The sequence below is a fragment of the Sphingomonas sp. J344 genome, assembly GCF_024700005.1.
In the GTDB taxonomy this organism is placed as follows: domain Bacteria; phylum Pseudomonadota; class Alphaproteobacteria; order Sphingomonadales; family Sphingomonadaceae; genus Sphingomonas.
On sequence record NZ_JAJONB010000001.1, the window covers coordinates 2,967,672 to 2,993,769 of the forward strand.

34 protein-coding genes, 1 tRNA gene and 3 pseudogenes are annotated in these 26,098 nt (G+C 66.2%); 19 read left to right on the forward strand and 19 right to left on the reverse strand.

Features of this window, described 5'->3' with window-relative positions; translation table 11 throughout:
* Window positions 1-9 precede the first annotated feature (9 nt).
* The 5 genes and pseudogenes from LRS12_RS15155 (at window position 10) to LRS12_RS15175 (ending at window position 3,931) form a co-directional block, all read left to right on the forward strand.
* Entirely contained in the window at window positions 10-834 is an 825-nt protein-coding gene (locus LRS12_RS15155) for a DUF1080 domain-containing protein (RefSeq protein WP_257845251.1), read from the forward strand.
* Entirely contained in the window at window positions 831-1,391 is a 561-nt protein-coding gene (locus LRS12_RS15160) for a gluconate 2-dehydrogenase subunit 3 family protein (protein ID WP_257845252.1), read from the forward strand. Before LRS12_RS15155 ends, LRS12_RS15160 begins: the two co-directional genes overlap by 4 nt.
* Window positions 1,391-1,807 (forward strand): sugar phosphate isomerase/epimerase, encoded by a 417-nt coding sequence (locus LRS12_RS15165; RefSeq protein WP_257845253.1) that lies wholly within the window; start codon window positions 1,391-1,393, stop codon window positions 1,805-1,807. The genes LRS12_RS15160 and LRS12_RS15165 overlap by 1 nt, the downstream gene beginning before the upstream one ends.
* On the forward strand, window positions 1,770-2,231 hold the full coding sequence (locus tag LRS12_RS15170) for a sugar phosphate isomerase/epimerase (protein ID WP_257845254.1): 462 nt from the start codon (window positions 1,770-1,772) through the stop codon (window positions 2,229-2,231). Before LRS12_RS15165 ends, LRS12_RS15170 begins: the two co-directional genes overlap by 38 nt.
* A 22-nt stretch (window positions 2,232-2,253) precedes the next feature.
* Window positions 2,254-3,931, forward strand: a pseudogene (locus LRS12_RS15175) (GMC family oxidoreductase).
* Window positions 3,932-4,040: 109 nt separating this feature from the next.
* Here the strand turns inward: LRS12_RS15175 and LRS12_RS15180 are convergent.
* Window positions 4,041-4,115, reverse strand: a tRNA-Glu gene (locus LRS12_RS15180).
* Window positions 4,116-4,226: 111 nt separating this feature from the next.
* On the opposite strand from LRS12_RS15180, the gene LRS12_RS15185 reads away from it, so the two are divergent.
* From LRS12_RS15185 to LRS12_RS15205, 5 genes are all read left to right on the forward strand, one after another.
* On the forward strand, window positions 4,227-4,763 hold the full coding sequence (locus tag LRS12_RS15185; RefSeq protein ID WP_257845255.1) for a J domain-containing protein: 537 nt from the start codon (window positions 4,227-4,229) through the stop codon (window positions 4,761-4,763).
* Window positions 4,760-5,059 carry a (2Fe-2S) ferredoxin domain-containing protein gene (locus LRS12_RS15190; RefSeq protein WP_257845256.1) on the forward strand — a complete coding sequence of 100 codons (300 nt, stop codon included), beginning with the start codon at window positions 4,760-4,762 and terminating at the stop codon, window positions 5,057-5,059. Before LRS12_RS15185 ends, LRS12_RS15190 begins: the two co-directional genes overlap by 4 nt.
* Window positions 5,060-5,167: 108 nt before the next feature.
* Window positions 5,168-5,677, forward strand: coding sequence for a sigma-70 family RNA polymerase sigma factor (locus LRS12_RS15195; protein WP_308223046.1), 510 nt, complete (start codon window positions 5,168-5,170; stop codon window positions 5,675-5,677).
* Complete coding sequence (locus tag LRS12_RS15200) at window positions 5,670-6,398, forward strand: anti-sigma factor domain-containing protein (protein WP_257845258.1); 729 nt, start codon at window positions 5,670-5,672, stop codon at window positions 6,396-6,398. Before LRS12_RS15195 ends, LRS12_RS15200 begins: the two co-directional genes overlap by 8 nt.
* 83 nt (window positions 6,399-6,481) lie before the next feature.
* Window positions 6,482-7,039, forward strand: a complete 558-nt coding sequence (locus LRS12_RS15205; protein ID WP_374581144.1) for a fasciclin domain-containing protein — start codon at window positions 6,482-6,484, stop codon at window positions 7,037-7,039.
* 108 nt (window positions 7,040-7,147) lie between these two features.
* Here LRS12_RS15205 and LRS12_RS15210 read toward each other — a convergent pair whose 3' ends face one another.
* The 3 genes from LRS12_RS15210 to LRS12_RS15220 are packed head-to-tail and all read right to left on the reverse strand — an operon-like array spanning window position 7,148 to window position 8,893.
* Window positions 7,148-7,531, reverse strand: coding sequence for a PepSY domain-containing protein (locus LRS12_RS15210; RefSeq protein ID WP_257845259.1), 384 nt, complete (start codon window positions 7,529-7,531; stop codon window positions 7,148-7,150).
* Entirely contained in the window at window positions 7,446-8,489 is a 1,044-nt protein-coding gene (locus LRS12_RS15215) for a PepSY domain-containing protein (protein WP_257845260.1), read from the reverse strand. The genes LRS12_RS15210 and LRS12_RS15215 overlap by 86 nt, the downstream gene beginning before the upstream one ends.
* Window positions 8,486-8,893 (reverse strand): SufE family protein, encoded by a 408-nt coding sequence (locus tag LRS12_RS15220; RefSeq protein ID WP_257845261.1) that lies wholly within the window; start codon window positions 8,891-8,893, stop codon window positions 8,486-8,488. Before LRS12_RS15220 ends, LRS12_RS15215 begins: the two co-directional genes overlap by 4 nt.
* 79 nt (window positions 8,894-8,972) lie before the next feature.
* Between LRS12_RS15220 and LRS12_RS15225 the strand changes: the two genes are divergently transcribed.
* On the forward strand, window positions 8,973-9,836 hold the full coding sequence (locus tag LRS12_RS15225; protein ID WP_257845262.1) for an alpha/beta hydrolase: 864 nt from the start codon (window positions 8,973-8,975) through the stop codon (window positions 9,834-9,836).
* 92 nt (window positions 9,837-9,928) lie between these two features.
* Here the strand turns inward: LRS12_RS15225 and LRS12_RS15230 are convergent, their stop codons facing one another.
* The 10 genes from LRS12_RS15230 to LRS12_RS15275 all read right to left on the reverse strand — a co-directional run bounded on the left by LRS12_RS15230 (window position 9,929) and on the right by LRS12_RS15275 (window position 13,163).
* Complete coding sequence (locus tag LRS12_RS15230; RefSeq protein ID WP_257845263.1) at window positions 9,929-10,174, reverse strand: hypothetical protein; 246 nt, start codon at window positions 10,172-10,174, stop codon at window positions 9,929-9,931.
* Window positions 10,175-10,202: 28 nt separating this feature from the next.
* Window positions 10,203-10,469 carry a hypothetical protein gene (locus tag LRS12_RS15235; RefSeq protein WP_257845264.1) on the reverse strand — a complete coding sequence of 89 codons (267 nt, stop codon included), beginning with the start codon at window positions 10,467-10,469 and terminating at the stop codon, window positions 10,203-10,205.
* A 42-nt stretch (window positions 10,470-10,511) separates the two neighbouring features.
* On the reverse strand, window positions 10,512-10,643 hold the full coding sequence (locus LRS12_RS15240) for a hypothetical protein (protein ID WP_257845265.1): 132 nt from the start codon (window positions 10,641-10,643) through the stop codon (window positions 10,512-10,514).
* 30 nt (window positions 10,644-10,673) lie between these two features.
* Complete coding sequence (locus LRS12_RS15245; RefSeq protein ID WP_257845528.1) at window positions 10,674-10,874, reverse strand: hypothetical protein; 201 nt, start codon at window positions 10,872-10,874, stop codon at window positions 10,674-10,676.
* Window positions 10,875-10,962: 88 nt separating this feature from the next.
* On the reverse strand, window positions 10,963-11,274 hold the full coding sequence (locus tag LRS12_RS15250) for a hypothetical protein (RefSeq protein ID WP_257845529.1): 312 nt from the start codon (window positions 11,272-11,274) through the stop codon (window positions 10,963-10,965).
* Window positions 11,275-11,297: 23 nt separating this feature from the next.
* A complete protein-coding gene (locus LRS12_RS15255; protein ID WP_257845266.1) occupies window positions 11,298-11,588 on the reverse strand; it encodes a hypothetical protein in 291 nt (96 codons plus the stop codon).
* Window positions 11,589-11,615: 27 nt separating this feature from the next.
* The gene (gene pspC / locus LRS12_RS15260) at window positions 11,616-11,993 is read right to left on the reverse strand and encodes an envelope stress response membrane protein PspC (RefSeq protein WP_257845267.1); all 378 of its coding nucleotides are present in this window, start codon (window positions 11,991-11,993) and stop codon (window positions 11,616-11,618) included.
* A 1-nt stretch (window position 11,994) separates the two neighbouring features.
* Window positions 11,995-12,276: an envelope stress response membrane protein PspB gene (gene pspB / locus LRS12_RS15265; RefSeq protein ID WP_257845268.1), complete on the reverse strand. Its 282-nt coding sequence runs from the start codon at window positions 12,274-12,276 to the stop codon at window positions 11,995-11,997.
* Window positions 12,277-12,279: 3 nt separating this feature from the next.
* Window positions 12,280-12,948: a phage shock protein PspA gene (gene pspA, locus LRS12_RS15270; RefSeq protein ID WP_257845270.1), complete on the reverse strand. Its 669-nt coding sequence runs from the start codon at window positions 12,946-12,948 to the stop codon at window positions 12,280-12,282.
* Between the two features lie 68 nt (window positions 12,949-13,016).
* A complete protein-coding gene (locus tag LRS12_RS15275) occupies window positions 13,017-13,163 on the reverse strand; it encodes a hypothetical protein (RefSeq protein WP_257845271.1) in 147 nt (48 codons plus the stop codon).
* 176 nt (window positions 13,164-13,339) lie between these two features.
* Here LRS12_RS15275 and pspF point away from each other — a divergent pair, with 176 nt between their 5' ends.
* Window positions 13,340-14,374 carry a phage shock protein operon transcriptional activator gene (gene pspF / locus LRS12_RS15280; protein WP_257845272.1) on the forward strand — a complete coding sequence of 345 codons (1,035 nt, stop codon included), beginning with the start codon at window positions 13,340-13,342 and terminating at the stop codon, window positions 14,372-14,374.
* Between the two features lie 21 nt (window positions 14,375-14,395).
* Here the strand turns inward: pspF and LRS12_RS15285 are convergent, their stop codons facing one another.
* Complete coding sequence (locus tag LRS12_RS15285) at window positions 14,396-14,956, reverse strand: urate hydroxylase PuuD (protein ID WP_257845273.1); 561 nt, start codon at window positions 14,954-14,956, stop codon at window positions 14,396-14,398.
* 200 nt (window positions 14,957-15,156) lie between these two features.
* On the opposite strand from LRS12_RS15285, the gene LRS12_RS15290 reads away from it, so the two are divergent.
* A complete protein-coding gene (locus LRS12_RS15290; RefSeq protein WP_257845274.1) occupies window positions 15,157-15,774 on the forward strand; it encodes a superoxide dismutase in 618 nt (205 codons plus the stop codon).
* Between the two features lie 57 nt (window positions 15,775-15,831).
* On the opposite strand, the gene LRS12_RS15295 is transcribed toward LRS12_RS15290, so the two are convergent.
* The 3 genes from LRS12_RS15295 to mtaB form a co-directional block, all read right to left on the reverse strand.
* The gene (locus LRS12_RS15295; protein ID WP_257845275.1) at window positions 15,832-16,413 is read right to left on the reverse strand and encodes a septation protein A; all 582 of its coding nucleotides are present in this window, start codon (window positions 16,411-16,413) and stop codon (window positions 15,832-15,834) included.
* Between the two features lie 104 nt (window positions 16,414-16,517).
* Window positions 16,518-17,450, reverse strand: coding sequence for a signal recognition particle-docking protein FtsY (gene ftsY, locus LRS12_RS15300; protein WP_257845276.1), 933 nt, complete (start codon window positions 17,448-17,450; stop codon window positions 16,518-16,520).
* Complete coding sequence (gene mtaB / locus LRS12_RS15305; RefSeq protein ID WP_257845277.1) at window positions 17,447-18,685, reverse strand: tRNA (N(6)-L-threonylcarbamoyladenosine(37)-C(2))-methylthiotransferase MtaB; 1,239 nt, start codon at window positions 18,683-18,685, stop codon at window positions 17,447-17,449. The genes ftsY and mtaB overlap by 4 nt, the downstream gene beginning before the upstream one ends.
* Here mtaB and LRS12_RS15310 point away from each other — a divergent pair.
* Window positions 18,684-19,151, forward strand: a pseudogene (locus tag LRS12_RS15310) (DUF924 family protein); the annotation flags it as partial. The gene mtaB and the pseudogene LRS12_RS15310 sit on opposite strands and share 2 nt — an antisense overlap.
* A gap of 114 nt (window positions 19,152-19,265) precedes the next feature.
* On the opposite strand, the gene LRS12_RS15315 reads toward LRS12_RS15310, so the two are convergent.
* Window positions 19,266-20,903, reverse strand: coding sequence for a bifunctional diguanylate cyclase/phosphodiesterase (locus LRS12_RS15315; protein WP_257845278.1), 1,638 nt, complete (start codon window positions 20,901-20,903; stop codon window positions 19,266-19,268).
* 242 nt (window positions 20,904-21,145) lie between these two features.
* On the opposite strand from LRS12_RS15315, the gene ffh reads away from it, so the two are divergent.
* The 5 genes and pseudogenes from ffh to LRS12_RS15340 all read left to right on the forward strand — a co-directional run bounded on the left by ffh (window position 21,146) and on the right by LRS12_RS15340 (window position 26,036).
* Window positions 21,146-22,630, forward strand: a complete 1,485-nt coding sequence (gene ffh, locus LRS12_RS15320; RefSeq protein ID WP_257845279.1) for a signal recognition particle protein — start codon at window positions 21,146-21,148, stop codon at window positions 22,628-22,630.
* A 39-nt stretch (window positions 22,631-22,669) separates the two neighbouring features.
* A complete protein-coding gene (gene rpsP / locus LRS12_RS15325) occupies window positions 22,670-23,191 on the forward strand; it encodes a 30S ribosomal protein S16 (RefSeq protein ID WP_257845280.1) in 522 nt (173 codons plus the stop codon).
* Window positions 23,192-23,250: 59 nt separating this feature from the next.
* A pseudogene (rimM, locus tag LRS12_RS15330) lies at window positions 23,251-23,768 on the forward strand (ribosome maturation factor RimM).
* 10 nt (window positions 23,769-23,778) lie between these two features.
* A complete protein-coding gene (locus LRS12_RS15335; RefSeq protein ID WP_257845281.1) occupies window positions 23,779-24,501 on the forward strand; it encodes a metallophosphoesterase in 723 nt (240 codons plus the stop codon).
* Window positions 24,502-24,539: 38 nt separating this feature from the next.
* Entirely contained in the window at window positions 24,540-26,036 is a 1,497-nt protein-coding gene (locus tag LRS12_RS15340) for a serine hydrolase (protein WP_257845282.1), read from the forward strand.
* The last annotated feature ends 62 nt before the right edge of the window (window positions 26,037-26,098 follow it).

Genomic DNA, 26,098 nt, shown 5'->3' on the forward strand with positions numbered 1-26,098 from the left:
GGGAAGGGCGTGAAACTCAGTCTGTCCATCGCGGCATTGGTACTGGCTGCTGCGAGCGGCTCCGCCCCGGCGCAGGACAAGCCGGGCTTTCGCGATACGCCAACCATCCCAGGGACCAGCTGGAAGGTACACGACGCCGACAGGCCCCATCCGATCGTGGTGACGCCGTCCGCACTGCCCGGCGGTGCCCCGTCGGACGCGGTCGTCCTGTTCGACGGCACCTCGCTCGACGCCTGGCAGGCGCAGCATACACCCTGGACGATCGCCGATGGCGCAGTCACCTCGCGCCCGCGCGCAGGCGGCGGGGGCGAGAATGCGCTGATCAGCAAGGCGAGCTTCGGCGACGTCCAGCTCCATCTCGAATTCCGCTCACCCAATCCGCCGGAGAGAAGCTCGCAGGATCGCGGCAACAGCGGCATCTGGTTCATGCAGCGCTACGAGATCCAGATCCTCGACGGCTACAACAACCCGACCTATGCCGACGGCACGGTCGGCGCGATCTATGGCAACACGCCGCCGCTGGTAAACCCGTCGCGCCCGCCCGGCGAATGGCAGAGCTACGACATTATCTTCGAGCGCCCGCGCTTTGCCGCCGACGGCAAGCTGCTGCGCCCCGCCTATATCACCGCCTTCCTCAACGGCGTGCTGGTGCAGAACCGTCAGCCCTGGCGCGGCACCACCGTGTGGCGACAGGTCGCCAAATATCAGGCGCATGGCGACGCCGCGCCGATTCAGCTTCAGGATCACAATTCGCCGGTGTCGTTCCGCAACATCTGGGTGCGTCCGCTCCCCGAGGCGGCGGCGAGCCACGACCATCAGGGTGAGGGAAAATGAGATTAGACCGACGCGACGCGCTGGCCGGAATGGCGGCGATGTTCGGCACCGCGCTGTTCGCCCCGATCGCCCGCGCGGCATCGGCGCAGATGACGGTGATCAGCGATGGCCCGCCCAGCGCCCCGGTGTTCAGCGCGGACCAGCGCGCGCTGATGACCGCGCTCAGCGAGCGCATCATGCCGACCACCGATACGCCGGGCGCGATTGCCGCAGGGGTTCCGGAGTTCATCGAAAAGATGCTGGCGGACTGGGCGGTTCCCGAAGAGCGCAAGCCGATCCTCGCCGGGCTCGACGCGATCGAGGCGCGCAGCCAGGCCGACTTCCAGATCGCTGCGGTCAAGGCGACGCCCGAGCAGCAGGATGCGCTGATCACGCTGGCGATGGAGGACAAGATCCCCGATGGCCTGAGCTTCTTCACCAAGTTCCGACAGCTCGTCATTACCGGCTATTTCACCTCCGAAATCGGCATCACGCAGGAGCGCGACTATTTGCCCGTGCCGGGACGCTATGACGGCGCGCACCCCTATTCCCCCGGCACGAAGGTGTTCTCCTCATGATGATCGACCGACGCCAATGGCTGGCCGGCGGTGCTGCGCTCGCAAGCGCCCTCGCCGCCGCACCGCTCATGGCGCGCGGGAAGAAGGCGCGCGCGATCGGTCTCCAGCTCTATACCGTGCGCGAGTTGTTCGCCCCCGACCCGATCGGCACGCTCGAGAAGGTCGCGGCGATCGGCTATCGCGAAGTCGAATATGGCGGTGGCGGCTATGACAAGATGGACCACGCCGCGCTGCGCAAGGCGATGGACCGGCTGGGCCTCAAATGTCCGTCGATCCATGTCGGCTATGAGGCGTTGGCCGCCGATTTGGGTGCCGTGGTCAGAATGGCGAAGACGCTGGGTGCCGACACGATCGTGCTCCCCCTGGCTCACTCCCGCGATGCGCGACCCAGAGGGCTTCAAGCGCTTAATCGGTGATTTCAACCGCTGGGCGGGGCAGCTCAAACAGGCGGGGCTTGGCTTCGCCTATCACAACCACGATTTCGAATTCACCGTGAAGGCCCCCGACGGCCGCAGCCTGTTCGACATGCTGGTCGCGGACGGCGATCCCGCTTTGGTCAAGATCGAGCTCGACCTGTTCTGGACCATCGCTGCTGGCGAGGACGCCAAGGCGGTGATCAAGCGCCTGCCCGGCCGCATCTACGCCTATCACGTCAAGGATCGCACGGCCGATGGGAAGATGGTCAGCGTCGGGGCGGGCGTGGTCGATTTCGCCGACATCTTCGCGCTCAACAAACAGGCGGGCGTCAAACATCTCTATGTCGAGAATGATCAGGCGCCCGCGCCCTATCTGCCCGACATCAAGGCCAGTTTCGACCATTTGCGCCGGATCGGCGCGTAACCGGATTTAGTGGGGGATCGGCATGGCCGACAAGTTCGACGCGATCGTCATCGGCTCAGGAGTGAGCGGCGGATGGGCGGCAAAGGAACTGACCGAAAAGGGACTGCGCGTCCTCATGCTCGACCGCGGCGTGATGGTCGAGCATGGCGAGAATTACGATTACGATGGCAAGGCGCCGTTCGAAATCCCCGCGCGCGACATCATGCCCAAACCGTTGATCGACAGCGATTATTTCATCGCAAAGTATGGCTATATCGCTCCCGCATCGCAGAAATTCTACAATAACGACCGGCTCAACCCCTATGCCTATGGCGAGGGCGACAAATTCTACTGGATCCGTCCCGGCGCGGTCGGCGGCAAGTCGCTGATCTGGGGCCGCTGGAGTTTTCGCTGGTCGCCGGAGGATTTCGAGGCGAACAAGCGCGAAGGCATCGATGGCGAATGGCCGATCGGCTATGACGACATCGCGCCCTGGTATGACTATGTCGAAAAGGTGGTCGGCGTCTCGGGATCGCGCGAAAACCTGCCGCAGCTCCCCGACAGCCTGTTCCAGCCGCCGATGCAGATGAACGTCGCGGAGAAATGGCTGAAGGAAAAGCTCGAAGCGAGTTCGCCCGGGCGGAAGTTGATCCCGTCGCGTCTGTCCAACATGACCGAGGACAAGCCCGAACAGGGGGCGCAGCAAATGCCAGTTTCGCAACCAGTGCGGGCGCGGTTGTTCGTTCGGCTCCTATTTCTCGACCCAGGCGGTGACCTTGCCCGCCGCGCGCGCCACCGGGCGGCTGACGCTGCGCCCGGATTCGGTAGTCACCAGCCTAGAGTATGATGCGCCGCACCGCCGCGTGACCGGCGTGCGCGTGGTCGATGCCAAGACCAAGAAGGTCGAGATCATTCCAGCGCGGATGGTGTTCCTCTGCGCCTCGGCCATGGCATCGACCCAGATCCTGATGAACTCGCGCGCGCCCGGCAGCGGGAAGAGCCATTTCGACAGCAGCGGCACGCTCGGCCGTTATGTCATGGACCATATCTTCCGCGTCGGCGTCGGCGGGGATATCCCTGGCTTCAGCGAGTTCATCGAATATGGTCGTCGACCCGGCGGCGTCTACATCCCGCGCTTCCGCAATGTCGGCGGCGACGAAGGCATCGGCTTCCGTCGCGGCTATGGCTATCAGGGAAGCGCGCGGCGCGAGCCAGTTCCGCCCAAGGGCTTTGGCGCGTCGATGAAGCAGGGCATGCGTGACTATGGCCCGTGGAAGTTCGCGATGGGCGCGTTCGGCGAATGCCTGCCCTATGAGGATAATCGCGTCAGCCTGCATGCCGACAAGGTCGACCGGTTCGGCGTGCCGCTGATGCGGTTCGATGTCCGCTTCCGCGACAATGAGATCCGCATGATGGACGATGCGCGGACCGAGGGCGAGAAGATGCTCAAGGCGGCGGGTATGCTCAACGTGCACAGCTGGCGCGGCGAGCATGTGCCGGGCGATGCGATTCACGAAATGGGCGGCGCGCGCATGGGCCATGACCCGCGTCATGCGGTGCTCAACAAATGGAGCCAGGCGCACGATGCCGCCAACCTGTTCGTCACCGACGGCGCGCAGATGGCCTCCGTCTCCTGCGTCAATCCGTCATTGACCTTCATGGCGCTGACGGCTCGCGCCGCAGATCATGCGGTCAAGCAACTCAAGGCCGGGGTAATCTAGCCGCCGGGGGGAGCCGGAAAGGGCCGCGCAATCACCCTTGATCGGGCAGAAAATGGCGAGCGCCCCTGCGACGCTCAGTCCGTCTCGTAATCGCCTCGGGAAGCCGGCTTGGTGACCCCTACGAGAATCGAACTCGTGTTTTCGCCGTGAGAGGGCGACGTCCTGACCGCTAGACGAAGGGGCCGTGCGAGCGGAAGCGGGGCGTTTATCGGGGGGCAGCCTGTGCGTCAACCCGCGCGTGTGAAAACAAATGCCGGGGTGGCTTTCGTCGCATTCGCGCCCTATCTGGCGTCACATGGCGCGTTCTTCACGATCGATGGACTGGGGCTTCCCCCGCTGGCGAGCCTATGGCGCCGAGCGTGAGGCGGTAAAGGTGCGTCTGTGCGACCGGCATGGCTGCGAATTGCCGGGGGATCGCCCTGCGCCCAAGTCGCCCAACAGCCCTGAGCGCTGGTATTTCTGCGAGACTCACGCCGGTGAGTACAACCGCAACTGGAATTACTTCGAGGGGCTGACTGCGGAGGAAGCGGCAGAGCGCGAGGCGCAGGAGCGGCGCGATGCGGGCGACTTCTCGGAAAGCCGCCACAATGCATGGGCCGGGCCGGGCGACGGCAGCCGATCGCGCGACGAGATGCGCGCGCTTGAGGTGTTGGACCTCGCACCCGATGCGTCGTTCGAAGCGGTGCGCGGGGCGTGGCGTAAGCTCGCCAAGGAAAATCACCCGGATGTTCGCCCGGGCGACGCTGACGCCGCCAAGCGCTTTCAGGCGATTCAGACCGCCTATGAAGTGCTGCGCGCTGCGGAAGAACGGCGGCAATGGCGGCCTGATTGAAGACCCGCGTTCGTTCCAACTGGGCGAATGCGGTGCTGGTGTGCGCCAAATGCGCGAAGCGGATCGATGGCGGGTTCGGGCCAAAGGGCAAGCAGCCGCTGGGCAAGGCGCTGCGCAAGCATCTCCATTTGAAGAAAGGGCGTAAGGCTGCGGCGGGGATCGTCGACGTCAAATGCCTGGGCGTCTGCCCGCGCGGCGCGGTGACCGTGGTCAACGGCGCGGCCAGCCGCGAGTGGCTGATCGTGCCCCAGGGCGCCGATCTGGACGCGGTCGCCGCTGAATTGGGCCTCGCCTGATCGCAACCGCTTGCGCGTCGCCGCAAGCCCGCTACGTTCCGCTCCGTGACACCGTCTCCACCCTCCGCCACCCTAGCGCGCAAGCGGCTGGCGGAGGCGTTGATCGCGGTGGGGCGGGGGGATCGTTCCGCATTGTCTGAAGTCTATGGCCTTACGTGCGCGAAGCTTTTTGGGATTTGCCTGCGTATCTGCGGGAACCGGGAGGAAGCGGAGGAGGTCGTGCAGGAAGTCTATGTGAAGGTGTGGCAGCGGGCGGGGCGGTTCGACCCTGAACGCGCCAGCCCGATCACCTGGCTTGCGGCGATCGCGCGGAACAGTGCGATCGACCGGCTGCGCGCACGTCCAGCGGCCCCAACTGCGCCGATCGAAGCGGCGGCGGCGATTGCCGACGACACGCCCGGTGCGGATGCCGCGATCGAGGATGCCGAACAGCAGCTGCGGATGCGCGCCTGCCTCGATGCGCTAGAGGGGCGCACGGCCTCGGCGATCCGCGCCGCCTTTTTCGGCGGGCTGACCTATGCGCAGCTGGCAGAGCGCGACGCCGTCCCGCTGGGCACGATGAAGACCTGGATCCGCCGTGGCCTGCTTCAGTTGAGGAGCTGTCTCGGCGATGGCTGACCCGATCGACATGCCCGACGATCCCGCGCTGCTCGCCGCCGAACTCGCGCTCGGCGTGCTGGAAGGCGAGGCGCTGGTCGCGGCCAAGCGGCGCATGCTGACCGATCCCGCCTTTGCCGCAGGGGTCGAGGACTGGCGTGCTCGGCTCGCCGCGATCGGGCTCGACGCGCCGGACGCGATCCCGTCTGAGGATCTGTGGGCGCGGATCGAGCGGTCGATCGATTCCGGCACCGGCGCGTCGGTCGCCGACCTCGTCCCGCGCCGCGCGCTGCGCCGTTGGCAATGGGGGACTGCGGCCGCAGGGTCGGTCGCGGCGGCGCTGGCTGTGCTGCTGGCGATCCCACGGTCGGAGCCCATCGCCCCCGCGCCGCAACAGGTCGTGACCCAGCCCGCGATCGTCGCGCAGTTGCGCGGTGAGGGGGAAGGGCCATTGGTCGCCGCGCGCTACGATCCCGCCACCGCGCAGCTGCGGCTGGTCGCGCAGGACATGGGCCCCGACGCGCGCGTGCCCGAACTGTGGATCATCCCCGCCGACGGCATTCCGCGCTCGCTCGGCGTCATTCAACCGGCGGGCGACACCCAGCTGGTCGTGGCGGAGGGGCATCGGTCGATGCTGCACGACGGCGCGACACTGGCGATCACGATGGAGCCGCGCGATACGGCTCCGCACCCCGCGCCGACCGGCCCGCGCGTCGCGGCAGGAAAAATTTTCGGCATCTGACATCCGGCGCGCATCCGCGTCCGTATCTCCTGTGCAACCCGGCCTCGAAACAGCCGGGCACTGCCACGAAAGCAGGAGGATGTATGAAGTTTCGTACCCCGCATTTCGCACTTGCGCTCGCCGGTGCCGCGCTGGCCACCGGTTCGGTCGCGCTCGCCGGACAGACCAAGATGGTTGGCGGCGCGGCAATGTATCCGACCAAGGATATCGTCGATAACGCCGTCAATTCAAAGGATCACACGACCCTGGTCGCCGCGGTGAAGGCCGCGGGGCTTGTCGACACGCTCAAGTCGCCCGGGCCATTCACGGTCTTCGCCCCGACCAACGCCGCCTTCTCCAAGCTGCCCGCCGGCACCGTCGACACGCTGTTGAAACCGGAGAACAAGGGCACGCTCACCGCCGTGCTCACCTATCACGTCGTTCCGGGTCGGATGATGGCCGCCGACATCGCGGCCAAGGCCAAGGCGAATGGCGGCAAGCTCGATCTGACCACGGTTCAGGGCGCCAAGATCACCCTGTCGAAGCGCGGCAACGGCTGGATCGTCACCGATGCAAAGGGTGGCACGTCGAACATCACCATTGCTGATGTCGGGCAGAAGAACGGCGTGATCCACGTCGTCGACGCGGTGCTGTTGCCCTGACCGGCCCCCCGTCGCGCGGGTTTTCTTACCCGGTCCCGCGCGGCACCCGCCGGTGTGATTTCCCTCTTTGACCATCGGCGGGACTACCGCCCGCCCGGCCACTGTCTCTCAGGCCGGGCGGGTACGGTCGAGCCAGCGTGCCGCCGCCGGCCACAGCGGCAGGAATAGCCGGTCGATCGCGAACAGCAGCACCAGCGACAGCGCGAGCATCGGCAACAGCGCGGCAGCGACCAGCGTGATCGCCGCCACCACCCGCAGCTTTGCATCGCTCGGACGCGGCGGAGCGCCGAGCGAACCGCCCGGTCGTCGCCGCCACCACATCACCGCGCCGCTCACCGCCAGCAGCATGAGCCCAAACGCGGTCAGCACCCCGACCAACTCGTTGACCCAGCCGAACAACTGTCCCTCATGCCAGGCGATGCCGTATCCGATCGCGCGGTCGATCGGATGCTTGTCGGCAAAGCCGCTGCGCGCGACGACATGGCCGGTCATCGGTTCGTAGCTGACGCTGCGCGCGATCGGGCGATCTCTGGGTCTGGCTGGTCAGCTTCCACAGGTTGCCATTGGGCGGGCCGAACTGCGCGGGGGCACCGGGCGGGGAGAGGATCGCGGGGGCGGGGACGCCCTCCGCCTGCGCGCGCGCGACCATCTGGGTCAGCGTCATGCCCGCCGGAGCTGTCTTCGCGGCGGCGGCAGCGCGCAGCATCGCTTCATGGTCATGCTCCGCATGCAGGTCGATGCCGCCCTTCCATTGCTGCGGCCCCTGCACCAGCCCCAGCTCGGCGCGCACGGTGCGGAATGCAGTCGCCCAGCCATCGGTCCAGGGAAGGCCGGAGACGAGCAGGACGAGCGCGAGCCCCGAAACCCAGAATCCGGTCACCGCATGCAGGTCGCGCCACACGACCCGCCCACGCGCGCCCAGTCGCGGCCACAACACGCCGCCCAGCCCACGCCCGCGCGGCCACCACAGATACAGGCCCGACAGGATCAGCAGGATCGCCCAGCACGCGGCAGTCTCGACCAGCAGCCCGCCCCATTGGCCGAGCAGCAGCGATCCGTGGATGCGCGACACTGTCGCGGCGATCCGCGTATCGGGATCGTCAATCGCGATCACCTTGCCCTGCGGCGACACCGCGATGTCGCGCATGGCACCATCGGGCAGGCCGACATGGATCACGGCCGCGTCGCCGGGGGAGACCGGCAGGCGGTAGCTGTGGAAGCTCGCCTCCGGGACTTTGGTCAGTGCCGCCGCCAGCTGCGCATCGGGCGTCACTGCTCCGGCCACCGGCAGGCTGCGCCAGTCGCGCTCCTCCCACGCATCCAGCTGCGGCTTGAACAGATAGATCGCGCCGGTCAGCGACAGCAGCAGGATGAACGGCACGACGAACAATCCGGCATAGAAATGCCAACGCCAGATCGCGCGATAGAGCCGACCGGATCCGGGGTTCACGCGGCGTAGCGTTCTGCCGTCGCGCGGATCAGCGCGATCATGTTGGGGATGCCCTGCGTCCGGTTGGAACTCAGCTGATTGCGCAGATCGAACGGAGCAAGCGCGCCTTCGATATCCGTCGCCAGAATGTCCGCCGGGCTGCGGTCCTGCACCGTCAGCAGGACGAGCGCGATGATCCCCTTGGTAATCGCGGCGTTGCTGTCGGCCAGGAAATGCAGCGTTCCATCGTCGAGCACGGTCGGATAGACCCACACCGCCGCCGAACATCCGCGCACCAGGGTCGCATCGGTCTTGAGCGCATCGGGCATCGGCTCCAGCGCCTTGCCGAGGTCGATCAGCAACCTGTAACGGTCGTCGGCGTCGAGGAACTCATACTCGTCGGTGAGGTCGGACAGGCTGGTCATGGCCGCGCCCTTAGCGGGGCCGGGCTTCCGCGTCACCCATGCTTGTCCTAGGCTGGCGAGAACAGAGCGAGGGCTGAAGATGCGAGCGATCGGATTTGGTTTGGCGATGGCGGTGTTGACGATCCCGGCTTCCGCGCAGGAAGCCGCGCCCGCTGTTCAGAGCAAGCGCGACATCGTCTATCGCACCACCACAACCGGCCCGCTCCATCTCGATCTCCACCGCCCGCAAAGCGCCAAGGGCAAGCGCGCGCCTGTGCTGGTCGTCATCCATGGCGGCGCATGGGCGCGCGGCGAGCGGCCCAAGGGCTGGACCGGACATCGTCGCTTCGTCGAAGCCGGGTTCGCGATAATCAGCATGCAATATCGCCTGTCGGGTCAGGCACAGGCGCCGGCAGCGGTCGAGGATGTCCGGTGTGTCATGGGCTGGATCGCGGAACGGGCTGCCCTAGAGGGGCTGGACCCGAAGCGCATCGTCCTGATGGGGACATCGGCGGGCGCGCATCTGGCGCTGATGGGGGCCTATATTGATGCGAGCGAGGGTCTCGATCCCAAGGAATGCGGAGCTGTGCCGCGCGCTGCGGCGGTGATCGATTTCTACGGCCCGACCGATCTGCGCCCGGAGTCGCTCGGCGCGTGGTCCAGTCCGTCGATCGGCAAATGGGTCGGAGAGGGGGCGGCGGGCGCCGCGATGGCCGCCCGCATGTCGCCGATTGCCCGCGTCCGGGCGGGGCGACCCCCGGTATTCATCGTCCATGGCGACGCGGACCCGGTGGTCCCACTCGCCGCATCGACCGCGCTCAAGGCCGCGCTCGATCGGGCGAAGGTGCCGGCCGAGCTGCATATCGTGCCCGGCGGGGTGCATGGAAAATTCGATCCCGTGCTTCAGGATCGCCTGCTCGCCGATGCCGTGACCTTTCTGAAGCGTCACCGCGTGATCGACTGAGCGGGCAGGTGTGGGAGCGGCGTCTGCAGCTGCCGCTCCCGTGGTGCAGTGGCGGGGGCCTCCCAACCCGTCCGCCGCTGCTCCGGGGGGGGTTAGAGGTCCACGCCCGCGGCGATCGCTTCGAGTTTGCGGATCCGTTCCTTGAGGTCCGCGATCTCGATGCGGGCACCGGCGTTGGTCGGGGCCGCCTGGGCGGTGTCGACCTGATGCGTCAGCGCCAGTTCCTGCCGCTTGAACGCCAGCCAGCCGCGCCATCCGGCCAGGCCCGCTCCGGTCACCATGCCCAGCCCCGCAAGGGTCGCCAGCGCCATGGCCATGTAGAAATTGGGGTCGGTCATCACATCCTCCTCCGGTTCGCGCCGGACTTCAGTTGCGGTCTTCGCGCAGCTTCTCGATCTCGCGGTCGAGGCTCACGCTCGAATGATTGTCGGTGATCACCCGCTCCAGCACCGCGATGCGGTCCTTCAGCGTGCGCACCTCCTGCTCAAGGCGGCGGGCTTCGGCGCTCGCCGCGGGGTCATGGGCGACATAGTCGTTGCCGCGGCCATCCTTCTGGATGCCCATCTTGGCGCGGACGATGTTGCCGACGGTCACGATCGCCACGATCATCACCACCATGAACGCCCAATCCATACCCTGCCTCCTGTTCGTCTGATCTCGTGCGCCCGTCGGGGCTTACTCGGCCGGTTGGGCCGCCGCTTCGCGTGCCAGCCGCTCTGCGCGGCGGATTGGACGGTCGCGCATCTCGGCCATCGTGACGCCGATTGCGCCGATGACGCCCAGCACCGCGAAAAATCCGATCAACATGGTAGATACTCCCTCACAAAATTCGTTCGTTCAGTTTACCGGCCGGTCGTCGCGCAGCCGTTCGATCTCGTCAGCCAGATCGACACCCTTGTCGGTGACGATCCGTTCCAGCACCCGCACCCGCTGCTCCAGCCGCTCGGTATGCGCCGCATATTGCGCGGCGCGTTCGGCGGTCTGGGCGGTGAGCACTTCGGCCATCTTTTCCTTGTGCTTCAGCCAGCGTTTGAACATCTCGCTGCCGACGCCCAGGATCACCGGGATGCCCACGACGATGAAGAAGAAGGCGATTACGAAAGGCGCTTTTTCCACCGTCTGACCCTCAATTCTTGCCCAGCCGCAACGCTTCGATCTCGCGATCCAGCGTGTGGCTGCTGTCGGTGACGATCCGCTCGACATTGGCCAGCCGGTCCTTGACCGAACCCAGTTCCGCACGGAGCTGGGCATTTTCCTGGCTGATCAGCTTGATCCGCTCGATCATCTCTTCGTTCTTCTGCGGATAGACCGCCTGGCCCCAGGCCCCGTCGAGCGGGTAGCCATTCTTGATGCGGAGCCAGGTGGTGAACATCCACCCGATCATGCCTGCCACACCGACGATCGCGATTACGGGGGCGAGGTTGGCGAAAAATTCCATCTTTTCCATGTCTCTCGTCCTATTCAGCGCAGGCCGTCGATTTCGCGGGCGGTTCGCTCGGCGGGGTCGGTGGCGATGCGCTCAAGCACCGCGATCCGCTCCTCCAGCCGGCTGATCTGGCCGGTCAGCCGCTCATTCTCGCTGGTCAACAGCTCGATCTTGCGGGTCGCACCGGCATCGCCCTTGTCGGTCATGCCCATCCATTCATTCTCGATCGGATATCCGTGCTTGGCGCGGATCCAGGTCGAAGCGAGCCATCCGAAGGTCGAGATCGCGATGATCGCGATGACGAAACCCGGTCCACCCCAGCTCATAACTATTCCCTCCTGTTGAGCGCCCGCTTAGCGGAGGCGCTCGATCTCGTCGGCGAGCTGCGTGTTGCGGCTCGTGTAGAAGGTCTCGATGTCGGCCATGCGGCGATCGATGTCGCGCAGCTTGGAGCGGACTTCCTGGGTCGAGCGGCGCGGATTGGCGCGCACCCCCTGCCAGAATTTCGCGTCCTCGGCGTTCTCGTAGAGACCGACCGGCTTCTGGGAGGTGACCATGGCGAGGCCGATGTAGACGAAGAACATCAGCGGGAAGGTGGCGACCAGCAGGGCCAGAAAGCCCAGGCGGATCCACAGCGGGTCGACCCCGGTATAGTCGCCCAGTCCTTCACAGACGCCGAGCCATTTTCCGTTGACCTTGTCGCGATACAGCTGAGTGCGGCTAGCGGACATTTCAGTTCCTCCGTGCGCGTTCGAAGTCGGGGAGTTCGCGGACTGGCGGCGTGTCATTGCCGCGCAGGCGGAACTCGGGATTATCGGCGGCGATGATCCGCTCGATGGTGTGGAGGCGATCCTCCAGGCGGCGAGCCGTGTAGTGCAGCTCGTCGAGCAGGCTTTCATCCTCGCCGGTCAGCGTCTTGGCCTGCTTCCACTTGGTCACATAGTGGAGGATGACCCACGGCATGCCGATGAACAGCATCCCGACGATAATGATGGGAAGAAACACGTCTTCCATGGCTTATTCCCCCTTGTTCAGGCGCGCCTTGAGCGCGGCCAGCTCGGCATCGACCTTCTCGGCCGACTGAAGCTCGGAGATTTCCTCCTCCAGCGTCTTCTTCGGCGCGCCCAGGCTCAGCGCATCGGCGCGGCCCTCGGCAAAGTCGACGCGGCGCTCGAGCAGGTCGAAGCGGCTGAATGCATCGCTGACCTTCGACCCATGGGTCATCTCGCGCAGCTTGACGCGGTTGTTGGCGCTTTCCAGACGGGTCATGATCGCATTCTGCCGGGCACGCGCGTCGCGCAGCTTCGTCTGAAGCTTGGCGATGTCCTCTTCCGACGCGCGCAGCGCATCGTCGAGCACCGCGATCTCCGCGTTCAGCTGGTCGCACATGTCATACGCTTTCTGGCGCTCGACCAGTGCCGCCTTGGCCAGGTCCTCGCGGTCCTTGCTCAGCGCCAGCTCGGCCTTTTCGGTCCAGCTCATCTGGAGATTCTCCAGCTTGGCGATGTGGCGGCGCATTTCCTTCTGGTCGGCGATCGTGCGGGCCGCGCTGGCGCGCACTTCGACCAGCGTCTCCTCCATTTCGAGGATGATCATGCGGATCATCTTCGCCGGATCTTCCGCCTTGTCGAGCAAGTCGGTGAAGTTCGCGGCGATGATGTCGCGGGTGCGAGAGAAAATGCCCATCTGAAACTTGCTCCTTGAAACTCGTGCCGCCGGGCGGGTGATAGGGGGCACCCGCCCGGCGGGATCGCTTACGCGATGGCTCGGGCGGAAACCGTGGTGCCGTCCGTTGCCGTGACGGCCGGGCCGACCACGGTTGCCAGACTGGTCGTGCTCACGATCAGGGTGCAGACCAGCGCCGCCAGCGTCGTGCGAAAGCTGTTGTTGCCCTTGTACATTGTTTCCGTCCCTCGATTTCTTCGTTTGATTGCCGCCCTTCGCGGCATGCCAGCAACATTGCAGGGGGCGTGCCAATTCGATTTTGCGGCGGTTTTCCGCCATTTTTCGCACGAATTGCCCAAATCGGCAAACTTACCACTTGCCAAAACTTGGGAAAATATCCCAAGAATTCGGCATGGAGCGGACCACCCATGTCGTCGGCCAGTCGGGAGCCTTTCTCGACGCGCTCGAGCTTGCCTCGCGGGCGGCTGCGCTCGACCGTCCGGTGCTGGTGATCGGCGAGCGCGGGACCGGCAAGGAACTGGTCGCCGAGCGCCTCCACCGCCTGTCGCCCCGCTGGGACCAGCCGCTCGTGGTGATGAACTGCGCCGCCTTGCCCGAGACGCTGATCGAGGCGGAGCTGTTTGGTCATGAGGCCGGATCGTTCACCGGCGCGACCAAGGGGCGTGCGGGGCGGTTTGAAGAGGCCGATGGCGGTACGCTGTTCCTCGACGAACTCGGCACGCTCAGCATGGCGGCGCAGGACCGGCTGCTGCGCGCGGTGGAATATGGCGAGATCACCCGGATCGGTGCATCGCGTCCAATTCGTGTCGATGTGCGCATCGTCGCGGCGACCAACGAACATCTGCCCGACCGGGTGGAACGGGGAACGTTCCGCGCCGATCTGCTCGACCGGCTCAGCTTTGAGGTGGTGACGCTGCCCCCGCTGCGCTCGCGTGCGGGCGACGTGCTGGTGCTCGCCGAATTTTTCGGACGACGCATGGCCGCCGAACTTGGGCGCGACTGGGAGGGATTCGGACCGACCGCGCTGGACGGGCTCACCAATCACGACTGGCCCGGTAATGTCCGGGAACTGCGCAACGTGGTCGAGCGCGCGGTCTATCGCTGGGATCGATCCGGGCCGGTGGACGAAATCCAGATCGATCCCTTCGCCTCGCCCCACCGTCCGCGCCCGATGCCGCACGGTATTCCCGGCAACGCCGCGCCGGTGCAGCTGACGACCGAAGAGCCGGGCCCGCTGCCTCGCCGCGACGACGATCTGTCGGGTGATTTCAAGAGCCGCGTCAACCGCTTCGAGCGCGAGCTATTGAGCCGCGCGCTGTCGGAAAACCGCTTCAACCAGCGTGCCACCGCAGAAGCGCTCGGCCTCAGCTACGACCAGCTCCGCCACGCGCTCAAGCGGCATGATCTGCTGAACGCGGGAGGATAACCCTCCCGCGTTCAGCAGCGATCAGCGCGCCGCGACCATGCACAGCAGCATGGGCAGCGACAGCATCGTGTTGATCCGCGACGTAATCATCGCGGTCTTGGCCGCCTTGGCCTTGGTGGCGTCGTCCGCCGGGACCATGCCCAGCGCCTTTTGCTGGTTCGGCCAGATGATGAACCACACGTTGAACGCCATGATGATCGCCAGATACATGCCGATGCCGATCAGGCGGAACGGCTCCTGGAAGGTGAAGGCTGCGTGCAATGCGCCGTAGAGGTGCGCGAGGATCAGGCCGGTGAGCACCGTGAACGCCGCCGCCCAGCGGAAATAGAACAGCGCGGCCGGCGCGATATGCTTCGACACCGCCGGCTTCAGCTCGGCCGGGATTGTCGGCATGGTCGGGATCTGGACGAAATTGAAATAATAAAGCAGCCCGATCCACACGATGCCAAAGAACACGTGCGCCCATTGCGCCAGCCCCAGCGCCACGGTCGGCGGCGCATAATAGGGCGCGAACATCAGCCCGACCGCGAGCAGCACGCCGACCGCCAGCACCGCATTCAGATTGCCGAAAAACTTGTCCATTGCACCATCCCCTGCTGTAGGCGGCACGCCCCCGCGCCGTCTCCTCGCATCAGCTTAGGACGGCAATTTTCGTTTGTCACACGCAACGATTTTTTGGCGGAATTGCGTTGAGTTTCGTTGGCTTGCACCCCAGATGGCCGGGACCGTTACGCGCGCCCGCGCGTTTCGCCAGCAACACATCATCACCGGAGGGACTCCCCATGGCCTTTGAACTGCCGACGCTGCCCTATGCCAAGGACGCGCTCGCCCCGACCATCTCGGCCGAGACGCTCGATTTCCACTATGGCAAGCACCACAAGGCCTATGTCGACAAGACCAACGGCTTCGTCGCGGACAAGGGGCTTGAGGGCAAGTCGCTGGTCGAGGTGATCCGCCACGCCAAGGAAACCGGCGACAAGGGCCTGTTCAACAACGCTGCCCAGATCTGGAACCACAGCTTCTACTGGTTCGGCCTGACGCCGGAGCACAAGGAGCCGACCGGCAAGCTCGCCGAGCTGATCGAGGCAAAGTTCGGGTCGAAGGAAGAGCTGGTCAAGCAGCTGATCGCCGAGTCCACCGCGCATTTCTCCAACGGCTGGGGCTGGCTGGTGCTCGACGGCGACGAGATCAAGGTGACCTCGCTCCACGATGCCGACACGCCGGTGGTCTATGACTACAAGCCGCTGCTGACGATCGACGTGTGGGAGCACGCCTATTACATCGATTATCGCAACGCGCGCCCGGGTTATCTGGAGGCGATCACCAAGATCATCGACTGGGACTTCGTCGCTGCCAATCTCGACGGCGAAGGCGTCAGCCGCGCCGACCAGGCCGGCTGATCGGGCTGATCATCGATGGAAGAAGCGGGCCGGGGGAAACTCCGGCCCGTTTTGGTTTCAACCCTCCGGCGGCAGCGCCTTGTCGACGATCTCGCCGTCGGTCTTGAGGCCATGGCGGAGCAGCAGCGGCACATTGCCGATCGCGAACAACAGGGTGAGCGGCACCACGCCCCACAGCTTGAACGCGACCCAGAAATCCCAGCTCTGGGTGCGCCACACGATCTCGTTCAGCACCGCCATCGCGACGAAGAACACCGCCCAGTTGATCGTCAGCAGCCGCCACCCGCGCGCGGTCAGCCCCGGATAGGCGCTTTCGAGCAGCATCTGGAGCAAGGGCTTGTTGGTCAGCAAGCCATAGCTCAGCACGATCGCAAACATCGAATAGACCAAGGTCGGCTTGACCTTGATGAACGTCTCGTCGTGGAACCACAGGGTCAGCCCGCCGAATACCAGCACCAGCACGCCGGAGATCCACAGCATCGGCGAGATGTGCTTCGTCTTCCACAGCGACAGCCCCATGGCGAGGAAGATCGCGACCATGAACGCCGCGGTCGCCGCGAGCATCCGCGTCAGCTGCGGCCCGCCCATGAAGCTGTTGACGGCAAAGAACACCGCCAGCGGACCGAAATCGATCAGCATGCGCAGGCCGGGGGGAGGGGGTGGCTTTGGTCGGAGCAGATTCGGTCATGGGGTCACTCTACAAAAGGCGTCGGTCTTGTCGAAGAAAAGCGGCGAAGAGAGGTTCACCCCTTGGTCAACGCCTCCACCCCGGCGATGATCCGCGACACTTCACGCGGATCGAAGCCGCGCAGATCGTCGACCTTCTCGCCGACACCGATCGCGTGGATCGGCAGGCCGTATTTCTCCGCCGCCGCGACCAGCACGCCGCCGCGGGCGGTGCCGTCGAGCTTGGTCATCACCATGCCGGTGACGCCGGCGACTTCCTGAAAAACGGCGATCTGGTTGAGCGCATTCTGCCCGGTGGTCGCGTCGAGCACCAGCAACACGTCGTGCGGTGCCTCTGGATCGAGCTTGCCAAGCACGCGGCGGATCTTCGCCAGCTCGTCCATCAGCTCGCGCTTGTTCTGCAACCGACCGGCGGTATCGACGATCAGCAGGTCGATCCCCTCGGCGGTCGCGCGGCGCAGCGCCTCATGCGCCAGCCCCGCCGCGTCGCCGCCCTCGGCCCCTGCGACGATCGGCACGCCGATCCGCTCGGCCCAGGTGCGCAGCTGGCCGATCGCCGCCGCGCGGAACGTATCGCCCGCCGCGACCATCACCTTCAGCCCCTGATCCTTCAGGATGGCGGCCAGCTTGGCGATGGTGGTGGTCTTGCCCGACCCGTTGACGCCGATCACCAGCATCACCTGCGGTCGCGCCTTGTCGGTGATCAGCGGCTTGGCGACCTTGGTCAGCACCTTCTCGATCTCGTCGGCGACGACGAGGCGGATGCCCAGCTCCTCCATCCCGCGCTCGACCTGTTCGTCGGCCAGCCGGTCGCGAATCCGCGCCGCCGTCGCCGGACCCAGGTCGGACGCGATCAGCGCCTCCTCGATCTCGTCGAGCGTCGCATCGTCGAGCCGCCCGGTGCCCAGGCCCGCCAGATTGCCGACCAGCCGGTCCGACGTCTTCTTGAACCCGCCGAGCAACCGCTCGCGCCAGCTGGGGCCGCTCATGCGCGCGCTCCGATCAATTTGCCGTCCTGCACGTTCGTGATCTTCACCTGTTGCACCGATCCAATGTCACTTTGCGGAAGCATGACTTCCGCGAAATTCTCCGCATGGCCGCGGTCGCCCGGTCGCTCGACCAGGACGCGCTGCACGGTCCCGACCATCGCGCGCTGCCAGCTCGCCCGTCGCATCGCCGCCCGCTCGCGCAGTGCCGCCGCGCGCGCCTTGGCAACGCCCGGCGCGACCTGCGGCATCCGTGCTGCGGGCGTGCCCTCGCGCGGGCTATAGGGAAAGATATGCGCGTGGACGATGTCGCAATCGTCGATCAGCGCCAGCGTATTGGCGGCCATGCCTTCATCCTCGGTCGGAAACCCCGCGATCAGGTCCGCGCCGATCGCGATCTCCGGCCGCGCCGCCTTGAGCCGCGCGACCAGCTCCACCGATTGCGCACGGGAATGCCGCCGCTTCATCCGCTTGAGGATCATGTCGTCGCCGGCCTGAAGCGACAGGTGGACATGCGGCAACACCCGACGTTCCTGCGTCAATAGCGCGAACAGCCGCTCATCGATCTCGATTCCGTCGAGCGAGGACAGCCGCAGCCGCTCGACCGAGCTATGTGCCAGCACCCGTTCGACCAATTGCCCCAGCGTCGGCGCACCCGGCAGATCGGGGCCATAGCTCGTCAAATCCACGCCGGTCAGCACGATCTCGCGATGCCCGGCATCGACCAAAGCCTGCACCCGATCGATCACCGCGCCCGCCGGCACCGACCGGCTGTTACCGCGCCCATAGGGAATCGCGCAGAAGGTGCAGCGATGGTCGCACCCATTCTGCACTTCCACGAACGCACGGACATGCGCGGAAAAGCTCGCCGCAAGGTGCGGCGCGGTCTGGCGCACGGCCATAATGTCCTGCACCAGTGCCGCGTCATCACTGGCCCAGGATGCCGGGACCAGCTTTTCGGCATTGCCGATCACCCGGTCTACCTCCGGCATCGCGCCGAACGCCGCCGGATCGATCTGCGCCGCGCATCCGGTCACCACCAGTTGCGCAGAGGGGCGCGCGCGTCGGGCGCGGCGGATCGCCTGTCGCGTCTGGCGCACCGCTTCGTTGGTCACCGCACAGCTGTTGACCACCACAACGTCGTTGGACCCCAACAACGCGCGGATCGTTTCGCTTTCGGCAAGGTTGAGCCGACAGCCGAGGCTGATTACCTCTGGAGCGGCGACGGAGGACGACATGGCAGGCGATCTAGAGACGCACGGGGTCGAAGTCCATGCATGCGCGAAGGCGGTGCTGGACTATTGGTTCGACGAACTGAAGCCCGAACAGCAATTCGCGAAGGACGATGCGGTCGATGCCGAGATCAAACGGCGGTTCGGCCATGCGCATGACGTGGTGCTGGCGAGCGGCGCGGCGGGATGGCGCGACCATCCCGATGCGTTGCTCGCGGCGGTGATCCTGCTCGATCAGTTCAGTCGCAATATTCATCGCGGCAGTCCGCAGGCCTATGCCGCCGACCCGCTCGCGCTCGCGCTGACGCTGGAGGCGATCGGCAAGGGCTGGGATCACGACATGCCTCCGGAGCGCGCTGCGTTTCTCTACATGCCGCTGATGCACGCCGAGAATGTCGAGGCGCAGCGGATGAGTCTCGAGAAATTCACCGCGCTGGGGCGCGACGAGAATCTCCGCTTCGCGATGGAGCATGCGGTGGTGATCGAACAGTTCGGTCGCTACCCGTCGCGCAACGCCGCGCTCGGGCGCAGAATCGACGGCGGAGGAACGCGAATATCTGAAGCGCCCCGACGCGGGATGGTAGGGTTAGCCCGCCATCCGTCCCGGACGTTCGACCGGCAGTTCGGTCTCGACCGTCTGCTCGACTGGTGGCTGGACCAGCAACCGGCGCTCGGCGAGCAAACGGCGGGCGCCGCTGATCGACAGCGGCTTGCCATAATGCCAGCCCTGCGCCTTGGCACAGCCCAGCGCCTTGAGCCGCGCGGCAATCGCCTCATCCTCGACCCCCTCGGCAGTGATCGGCAGGTTGAGGCTCTCGCCCAGCGAAACGATCGCGTTGACGATTGCGGCGGAATCCGCGCTCTCGTTCAATGAGATGACAAAGCTCTTGTCGATCTTGATCCGGTCGAACGGCAGCGCGCGAAGGTGCGCCAGCGACGAATAGCCGGTGCCGAAATCGTCGAGCGCCAGCCGCACGCCCTGATTCTTCAGGCTGCCGACGATCGATTGGGCGAGCGAGAGATTGTCGAACAACGAACTTTCGGTGATCTCGATCTCCAGCCGGCTCGCGGGAAAGCGCGTCTCGGTCAGCACCTTGATGATCTTCTGCGCCAGCCATGCGTCGCGCAGCTGGACCGGCGAGATGTTGACCGACAGGGTGATCGAGGCGTCCCAGTCGCGCGCGGCGGTGAACGCCTGGCTCATCAGCGCCAGCGACATGTCTGCGATCAGTCCGGTTTCCTCGGCGATCGGGATGAACAGCTCGGGGCTGATCAGGCCGCGCGTTGGATGGTCCCAGCGTGCCAGCACCTCGAACCCGATCAGATTGCCGGTCTGCAGGTCGATCTGCTGTTCGAAATAGGGGACGATCTCACCGCGCGGAATCGCGGTGCGCAGGCCGTTTTCCAGTTCGTTGCGCGTCTGAAGCTCGCGCTCCATCGAATGGTCGAACCAGGCATAGCGGTTGCGACCCGACTTCTTCGCGACATACATCGCGATGTCCGCCGATCGCATCAGCGCGTCGATCGACTGGCAGTCGAAGTCCGATCGCGCGATGCCGACCGAACAGCTGACATGGAGCCGCAGCCCCTCCGCCTCGAATGGCTGCGCCATCTGCGCGAGCAGCTTCTCGGCGATCCGTTCGATCATGTCGGGCTGGGCCGGGTCGAACAGGAAGGCGCAGGCGAATTCGTCGCCGCCCAGGCGCGCGGTCAGGGCGATCGGCGGCATCGCGCCGGCAATCTCGCCCGCCGCCGCGCGCAGCAGTGCATCGCCCACCGCATGGCCGTGCATGTCGTTGATTGTCTTGAAATGGTCGAGGTCGATGATGAGCATCGCCATCGCCTTGCGGCGCTTCTGGCCCCGCACGAACATCGCCGCGCCTTCCTCGGCCAGGCTGCGGCGGTTGAGAAATCCCGTCAGCGGATCGCGACTCGCGAGCATCTGCGCCCGCTCCTCCGCCGCGGTGCGGATGCGGACTTCGTTGCTAAGCCCCTGATGGCGGCGCCAGCCGAACAGGATCAATGCGACGTTCAGCAGCAGCGCGATCACCAGCGTGCGATCGGCCGGGGCCGCGCCCTCCAGATAATGGCGCAGCGTCTTGGACAGCACCGAGCTGCCGGTGCCCACGAACATCAGGATCGCGGCGACGCTGATCGCGCCGGTGATCAGGTCGGACCCGTTGCTGCTGCGCGCAGGCTGATCGTCTTCAAGATCCAGCGACATGCCGGAGTGGCTCCCCATAATGCTTGGGGCAAATATCCCATGCGGACTGTGTAGAAGGGGTTAAAGCCGCGGCACGCCGGGATGAAACCCGGGACAGTTGCACTTATCTGCGAATGCAGCTAAGCGCCCGTCCGACCGTTCCCAGGAACGCGACGACATATGCCTCCGGGCAACGCTGGCTGACGAGGTTTCGTCCGCCGGCGTTTTATGCGTTTCGGACCTGAGAACTAGAGGAGAATGGCGTGTTTGACAGTCTGAGCGAACGGCTTGGCGGCGTATTCGACCGTCTCAAGGGCCGTGGCGCGCTGACCGAAGCGGATGTGCGGACCGCGATGCGCGAAGTGCGGATCGCGCTGCTCGAGGCCGACGTCGCGCTGCCCGTCGCGCGCCAGTTCGTCGAGTCGGTCACCGAACAGGCGGTCGGCCATCAGGTGCTGCGCTCGGTCACCCCGGGGCAGCAGGTCGTCAAGATCGTCAACGACGCGCTCGTCGCGATGCTCGGCCCGGACACCGCTGAACTCCATCTCGACGTTACCCCGCCCGCCGTGGTGATGATGGTCGGCCTTCAGGGCTCGGGTAAGACCACCACCACTGCCAAGCTGTCCAAGCTGCTGAAAAAGCAGGGCAAGAAGGTGATGATGGCGTCGCTCGACGTCAATCGCCCGGCCGCGCAGGAACAGCTTGCGGTGCTCGGCACCCAGATCGAGGTCGCGACCCTGCCGATCGTGGCGGGGCAGCAGCCGGTCGACATCGCCCGGCGCGCGATGCAGGCCGCGAAGCTGCAGGGCTTCGACGTGCTGATGCTCGACACGGCGGGCCGCCTGCACGTCGACCAGCAGCTGATGGACGAGATGAAGGCGGTTGCCGACATCTCGAAGCCTCAGGAAATTCTGCTCGTCGTCGACTCGCTGACCGGTCAGGACGCGGTCAACGTCGCGCAGAATTTCAGCGACCAGGTGCCGCTCACCGGTGTCGTGCTGACCCGCATGGACGGCGATGCGCGCGGCGGCGCGGCGCTGTCGATGCGCGCGGTCACCGGCAAGCCGATCAAGTTCGCGGGCGTCGGTGAAAAGCTCGACGCGATCGAGCCGTTCCACCCGTCGCGCGTCGCGGGCCGCATCCTCGGCATGGGCGACGTCGTCTCGCTGGTCGAAAAGGCCGCGCAGGCGATCGAGCAGGAAGACGCCGAGAAGATGGCGGCGCGGCTCGCCAAGGGTCAGTTCGACATGAACGACCTGCGCGGCCAGCTCGCCCAGATGCGCCGCATGGGCGGTCTCGGCGCGCTCGCCGGCATGATCCCGGGCATGAAGAAGGCGCAGGGCGCGGTCGAACAGGCCGGCGGCGACAAGATCCTGCTGCGCATGGACGCGATCATCACCTCGATGACGCCGAAGGAGCGCGCCAAGCCCGAGCTGATCAACGCCAAGCGCAAGATCCGCATCGCCAAGGGTAGCGGCACGACCGTTCAGGACGTGAACAAGCTGCTCAAGATGCACCAGGAAATGTCCACCGCGATGAAGCGGCTCAAGAAGATGGGCGGCCTCAAGGGGATGCTGGGCATGCTCGGCAAGGGCGGCATGGGCGGCCTCGGCAACGCGCTGGGCGGCCCGGCGATGGGCGACATGATGGGCAAGCTCGGCGGTCCCGGTGGCGGGCTTCCCGGCCTGCCCGGCGGGGGCGGCGACATCCCGCCCGAGCTCGCGAAGTTTTTGAACAAGAAGAAGTAATCGTTTCAACCGTTTGAATTTTAAGAAGGAAGTACGAAAATGGCACTCAGCATGCGTCTGTCGCGTGGCGGTTCGAAGAAGCGCCCTTATTACCGCATCGTCGTTGCCGATGCGCGCAGCCCGCGTGACGGCAAGTTCATCGAGAAGATCGGCACCTACAACCCGCTGCTCGCCAAGGACGACGAGAAGCGCATCGTGCTCGACACCGATCGCGCGAAGCACTGGCTGAGCGTCGGCGCGCAGCCGACCGACCGCGTCGCCCGTTTCCTCGACGTCACCGGCGTCAAGGAGCGCACCGCGAAGAACAACCCGAACAAGGGCAAGCCGGGCGAAAAGGCCGTCGAGCGCGCCGAGGAGAAGGCCGAGAAGCTGAAGGCCGCCGAGGAAGCCGCCGCCGAAGCCAAGGCCGCTGCCGAAGCCGCCGCCGCTGCCCCGGCCGAAGAGCCCGCCGCTGAAGAAGCTGCTGCCGAGGAAGCCCCGGCCGCCGAGGAAGCTGCTGCCGAAGCACCCGCCGAGGAAGCTCCGGCTGCCGACGCTGGCGAAGAAAAGGCCGAGGGCTGATCCATCAAGTCCCCCTCCCGCTTGCGGGAGGGGGCTAGGGGAGGGCATGTCCACTAGCGATGCCGCCTGAGACAAGCCCTTCGCCGACCCCTCCCGCAAGCGGGAGGGGAGACCTGCCCGTCACGCTCGCCGTCATTATCGGCGCGCACGGCGTGACGGGGGAGGTCCGCCTCAAGGTCTTTGCCGAAGACCTGTCGGTACACCGCCGCTTCAATGGCGGCGCGCTGACGCTCAAATCGGTACGCCCCGGCAATAACGGCGCGATCGCCCGCTTTGCCGAGGTGACCGACCGCAACGCCGCCGAAGCGCTGCGCGGCACCGAACTCACCGTCGCGCGCGACGAACTCCCCCGCTGGGCGAGGGCGAATATTACCACGCCGACCTGCTCGGGCTGTCCGCCGTGTCCGAGAGCGGCGCACCGATCGGCACCGTTGCGACAGTCGAGAATTTCGGCGCGGGCGATCTCATCGAAATCGAAAAGCCCGACGGCAAGCGCTTCATGGTCCCGATGCGCGCGCAAGCCGTGCCCGCCTGGGACGCGACCACGCTGACCATCGCCGACGGCTGGGCGGAGTGAGCGCGGCGACATGATCGCCGTCCTGTCCGACATCCATGGCAATCTCCCCGCGCTCGAAGCGGTCATCGCCGATGCGCAGGCCGCCGGCGCGACCCGCTTCGTCAATCTCGGCGACAGCTTGTCCGGCCCGCTCTGGCCCGCCGAGACCGCTGCGCTGCTGATGCGGCTCGACTGGCCGACGATCGCGGGCAATCATGAGCGCCAACTGCTGGCCGATCCGCCAGAGCGGATGAACGGGTCCGACCGCTTCGCCCGCGCCGCGCTCGACGATGCGCAACTGGCGTGGCTCGCCGCCCAGCCCGCGACGCTGAGCATCGACGGCATTCATCTGGTCCACGGCACCGCGCGCAGCGATGTCGAGCAACTGCTCGAAACCGTCGAGCCAGCCGGCCTGCGTCCTGCCACCGATGCCGAGATCGCGGAGCGGCTGGGCAACCACCCGGCGTCGCTCACGCTGTGCGGCCACTCGCATCTCCCGGGTATCCGGACCCTGGCCGACGGCCGCACCGCCGCCAATCCGGGCAGCGTGGGGCTCCAGGCCTATCGCGATGACCTACCCTTTCCCCATGCCGCGCAAACCGGCGATCCGCACGCGCGCTACGCCCTGGTCAGCGGCGCTACGGTTGACCTCCGCTCGGTCGCCTATGATCACGCAAGTGCCGCGGCCAAGGCCGAGCGGGAAGGGCGGGGCGATTGGGCGCTGGCACTGCGCACCGGGCTTGCGCCAGATTAGGCTTTCCATTGCCGCGCATCTCTGATTGCTTGGCGCGCATGAAACTCAGCCTTGCCGCCGCCCTCGCGCTCGCCCCGCTGCCCGCACTCGCCCAGACCCCTGCCGGGCAGATCCCGCCCGCTCAGGTGACGGAGATCGGTGACCATTTCGCCAAGTATCGCGACCAGAATCCGACCCCCGGCATGGTCTATATGGTCATCAAGGACGGCAAGCCTGCGCTCTCCTCCATGGTCGGCACCCAGACTCCCGGCGGCGCGCCGGTCACGCTGGACACCCGCTTCCGCATCGCGTCGATGAGCAAGGCGTTCACCGCGCTCGCCATCCTGAAATTGCGCGATGAGGGCAGGCTGGTCCTCGACGACCTCGCCGAAAAGCACATCCCCGAAATGCGCGGCTGGAAATACCCCACGACCGACAGCCCGCGCATCCGCATCCGCGACCTGCTCGCCCATGTCGGCGGCATGGTCACCGACGATCCCTGGGGCGACCGGCAGCAGGTGCTGAGCGAGGCGCAGTTCAGCGCGATGATCGCGCAGGGCGTGCCGTGGAGCCGCACCGGCGGCATGGCGCACGAATATTCCAACTATGGCTATGCGCTGCTCGGCCGCATCATCACCAACGCCTCGGGCGAGCCCTATCAGGCCTATATCGGCCGCACGATCCTCAAGCCGCTCGGCATGACCGCGACCACCTACGACATCGCACAGGTACCGCGCGACAAGTTCGCGCTCGGCTATCGCTGGGAGGACGAAAAGTGGGTCGCCGAGCCGGAAATGCGCGACGGTGCGTTCGGGGCGATGGGCGGAATGATCACCACCGCCAACGACTATGCGAAGTGGGTCGGCTTCCTCCTCGCCGCCTGGCCCCCGCGCGACGGTGCCGAGGCCGGCCCGGTCAAGCGCGCGACGGTGCGGGAAATGGTGCAGGGCCTCAACTTCGTCCGCGTCGGCCCGCGTCGCGGCGCTCCCGAGGGCGACAGCTGCCGCCACGCCACCGCCTACGGCATGGGGCTGCGCATCACCAGCGACTGCGATCTCGGTGTCGCGCTGGAGCATGGCGGCGGCTATCCCGGCTATGGCAGTTATGTCGTGCTGGCGCCTGAGCGCGGCATCGCCGCCTTCGCCTTCACCAACCGCACCTATACCGCGCCCGCCGTGGCCGTGTGGCAGTCGCTATGGTCGCTGGCACGGGCAGGGGCCGCCAGCCCGCGCGCGACTGCCCTCAATCCATTGCTCGCCCAGATGCAGGACGCCGCCCGCGCGGCCTATGCGGCGGGCGATCTCAAGCCGCTCGACGGCAAGCTGGCGATGAACTTCCTGCTAGACCGCGACGCCGCGCACTGGCGGACCGAATTCGCGCGGATCAAGGGCGTGGTCGGCGACTGCCCCACCGCCGAACCGCTGGCCCCGACCGGAAACCTCTCCACCGCCTTCCGCTGGAACTGCACCAAGGGCAAACTCGACGGCCAGATCCTGCTCGCCCCGACCAACCCGCCGACCATTCAGGCGCTACGGTTCGCGCCGCGACCGGATTGAGTGCCGGCGACAAGAGGACTGTCGGCTAACGACCCCATTGCGGACGTTTCCGGTTCCAGTCC